Below are 3,611 nucleotides of genomic sequence, written 5' to 3'. Positions count from 1 at the left end.
ATCAATAACTGTCAGGAGTGGTAAAGGTAACAAAGATAGAATTACCATTTTAAGCTCGAGCATTATATCTGATCTACAGAAACAGATTGGAAAATCGCGGGAACTATTTGAGAATTCGGTCATTCCTGTATCACTTCCCACAGCTCTGGAAAGAAAATATCCAAACGCAAACCTGGAATGGAAATGGCAATACTTGTTCCCTGCAAAAAATGCTTCAGTAGACACTGCAACAGGCGAGATCCGAAGGCATCATTTACACAGAACTGGGATTCAGGAAAACATGCGAAAAGCTGTAAAGGATTCAGGTATTACCAAGCATGCCGGTGTTCATACTCTTCGTCATTGTTTTGCAACGCATTTACTGATGTCAGGTGTTGATCTCTGTGAAATTCAGGAACTTCTCGGACATAAGAACTTGGAAACAACAAGGGTCTACCTGCATGTGATGAAGGGGTTTAGACAAACAGTATTAAGTCCTTTGGATCTCCTTTAGTAGCTTAAGTAGCCACCTGACGTTTGATCAGGGAATTCTATTTGTGGCGACGGACATTCTAACCAGACGGTGATCATCTACTGGCTAAAAAGATGTTTTGGTCTTGTCCGCTGCATATGGAAATCGCATGAATCTTTCAAGAGTTATCTTCACAGCTCAATATTCGCTGCGAACCTGGCTACCATTGCCACACTGATCACTTGAAAACCGTTATCACCCATTTGCATTGAAGGAATCCTTAGTACAGATGCATGTACCCTCTGAAGTAGGATCAGAGGTTCAAGGCCGGGCTTACCTTTCGATCATTACAATGGACTGCACCAGGTTCTGTCCGGGTACTCTCAGCCTGCAATAATAGATACCGCTTGAGACGTGGTGACCACTCTCGTCCTGTCCATCCCATGTTAGATCCTGCTCAACTCCAGAAGTCTCAATATCCAGTCTGCGGATCATTCTTCCCGCTGTATCGTAGATCTCGATACTGCTCTGCTTACCAGCTGGCGCGGTACAGGTGATCGCAAGAGAGCCGAAGCACGGTGACGGGTCGGCTTGAAGAGCCGAATTGCATACGGCTGCAGCAGGGTTTTCTTCTACGCCTGTTAATCCACTGTAAAGGTAAGGTGCAAGATTGAAACCTGTTGCTGTCACATAAATATCCAAAGCTTCTGAAAAAGTTGGAATATCGAATATTACGTTACCGGATGCGTCCGAGTAATCCGATTCCATCCACAATCCTGATGAAGAATCATCAACATAAACCGCGACAAGAATTCCTTCTGCGGACAGTCCATCGGTTGTTACCGTAAATGTATGAATTCCCGGAACAACGGGCATGGGGTGCTCACAGTTGATAATGGTCAGGGGAGAAGTGTCGTAGTAGATATCCATCTCGGGACAACCGAAGACCATATGCATGTGGTTGTTGTCTATAGCTGAAGAACCGAAGTATGCGAATACTTCGTTTTTTGACCAGTCCGTTACCGCACCCATATGACGTATGTCTTCCTGAAAGTAACCTTTGAATATCCATTTCACAAGTGAATCCGCAGCTCCGTAAGGACTGTTCGTTGTGGGACCCATAACCCCGATGGCGCCTTTTGGATCAGCGATCTCACCTTCACCCATGAAAGCTTCGCAGAGACAGTAATGCCCGTCGAACATCCCGACCTGACAGGCGACAAGCGCAAGCCAGGGAAGTTTTCTGCCGTTACTGAGACCGGTAACATCCGAATTCCCGAAACCCGGAGGGTATATATGAGTGATGTCGCCATGGCCGCAGAGACCAAGTATTGAACATCCGCTGTTTATTGAATCAGTAAGAGTTGCAATGGTTGGTGTAATTCCTCCGTTTGCGCAGAACCATGTTATGTCCAAACCAGCAGCCATCATGTATTCAACGTAATCCCATGAGTTTTCAGTGAACTCCGTATGCCCTATGCTTATTCCCTTGTTGAACCAGCTCTGAGTCGGTTCGTAAGGATACATTTCATGTTCGGTAATCTTCCATGCCTCGTAAACAAGATCATCAGTGTTGTTTCCTGAAAGGCGCCCGATATGTATGGAGGGCACGCATCCGGTGCCGATTACTCCATAGATGTTATCAGCCGAGTGTCCGGCGTACTGAGGTGATGGCACTACGTCTTCATCACCTACCAGCAGAATGTATTCCGGCGGATTCGGCCAGGTGTTGTAAGCGTTTTCGATCCAGGTATCGATTTCAGCAGGTGTAGATCCAATTCCCGGAATCACTGCTGTTTCGACCAGGAAGCCCTTCCTGGTCTTCCAGTCAATGAGGTCCTGCATAAGATCAATACCTTCTTCAGAAGAGATTACAACGTAACTGCCGTCAATAACTCTCCTATGTTCGCTGAACCCGAGGACTTCATCGTAGAAGGGCAGAAAACTTCTTGTGATTCCCGCGGCAGAGCGGGTTAGTTCGTTGGAACCCGTACTGCCAGTTGTTGAAATTCTGGCTGTAACTCTTGTCGTTACGGTTACTTCTCCTGTAGAAGGATTCCAGCTAACAGGTAAAAAACTCACCCATGCGATCCTAATATCCCGCAGGATATTTACCGATTCCAACCTTACCGGAGTTGCAGGCCAGGGAGTAAAACCGCTATAGAATTCATGGTTAATCCTGAAAGGCAGGGCAGGTAAACCCCTTATTTGAAGCGGTTGGAAAGGTGGAATGCTGCAGCTTACAAGAGCAATGGTTTCGGAATCGAGGATTTCCACTTCAACTTCTCCGTAGTTTGAAACTTCTATCATTCTTCGAACAGCAGGAAGATCAGGGTAACCTATATTGGCAGTCAGTCCCGATCCTGGAATTCTAAAGACCGTTCCGGTTCCGTATGAAGCATCGAAAACCTGTTCACTTTCAAGTGTTTCGAGGTTGAATTCAATTATTACGGAGTTTCCAGTGTCACTGATGACTGTCGCTGTTCCGTTTGTCACGGGGTTCTTGAAGCATACATCAGCGGTTGCAGTGTTAAAGAGAGCGGCTACGAATAATAATGTAGGTATAATTCCGAATTTCATTATCTGCCTTTCAGTCAACGAAATTTGAATACTCAGGATAAAGTTTCTTCATGCATTCAGGACACAATCCATGACTGAACTGAGTATCCGAGCGCCTGGATATGTATTCCTCTATCTGCTCCCAGTATCCGGAATCATCGCGGATTTTTTTACAGGAAGCACAGATTGGAAGCAGTCCGCTGAGCGTATTAACTTCAGCAAGAGCTTTCTTCAGATCCTCATTAGCCTTCACAAGTTCGATGTTCTTCAACCTGTAGATCTCGTTTTCCTTTTCCTTCTTCTCCGTCTCGTAGCTTACCTGCAGTTCATTGTATTTCTTACTGTTTTCTTCCGTGAAAGCCTTATCATTGAATTCTTTGTATTTTTTGTAATATTCAAGTGCTTTACTGAAGTCACCTTTTTTTTCAAGGATGGTTGATATCACTCCATAGCAGTCTATTATGAGATTCGGGACATTAAGCTCTTCCGCAATGGCAAGTCCTTGTCCCGCATAATCAAGAGCCTTATCGATTTCTGTCATTCTGTAGTATGTTGCACCAATTCTATTCAGTGCGGTAGCCTTAGACTTGTCATCTTTAGT

Annotated in this window: 3 protein-coding genes; 1 reads left to right on the top strand and 2 read right to left on the bottom strand. The window is 45.2% G+C overall.

Going from position 1 to position 3,611, the window contains the following annotated elements:
• On the top strand, positions 1–493 hold a 493-nt coding region (locus K8S15_06315), incomplete at its 5' end, for a tyrosine-type recombinase/integrase (protein MCD4775653.1).
• A 291-nt stretch (positions 494–784) separates the two neighbouring features.
• On the opposite strand, the gene K8S15_06310 is transcribed toward K8S15_06315, so the two are convergent.
• Positions 785–3,031: a hypothetical protein gene (locus K8S15_06310; GenBank protein MCD4775652.1), complete on the bottom strand. Its 2,247-nt coding sequence runs from the start codon at positions 3,029–3,031 to the stop codon at positions 785–787.
• 10 nt (positions 3,032–3,041) lie between these two features.
• A partial coding sequence (locus tag K8S15_06305) for a tetratricopeptide repeat protein (GenBank protein MCD4775651.1) occupies positions 3,042–3,611 on the bottom strand: 570 nt, incomplete at its 5' end.

It is taken from the genome of Candidatus Aegiribacteria sp., assembly GCA_021108005.1.
GTDB lineage: Bacteria > Fermentibacterota > Fermentibacteria > Fermentibacterales > JCC-6 > Aegiribacteria.
The sequence above is the reverse complement of the archived record's forward strand: the minus strand, read 5'-3'. Positions and strand labels throughout refer to the sequence as shown.

Coding starts and splice junctions, on each gene's coding strand:
- K8S15_06310 (MCD4775652.1), bottom strand. CDS start 3,031: ATGAAATTCGGAATTATACCTACATTATTATTCGTAGCCGCTCTCTTT.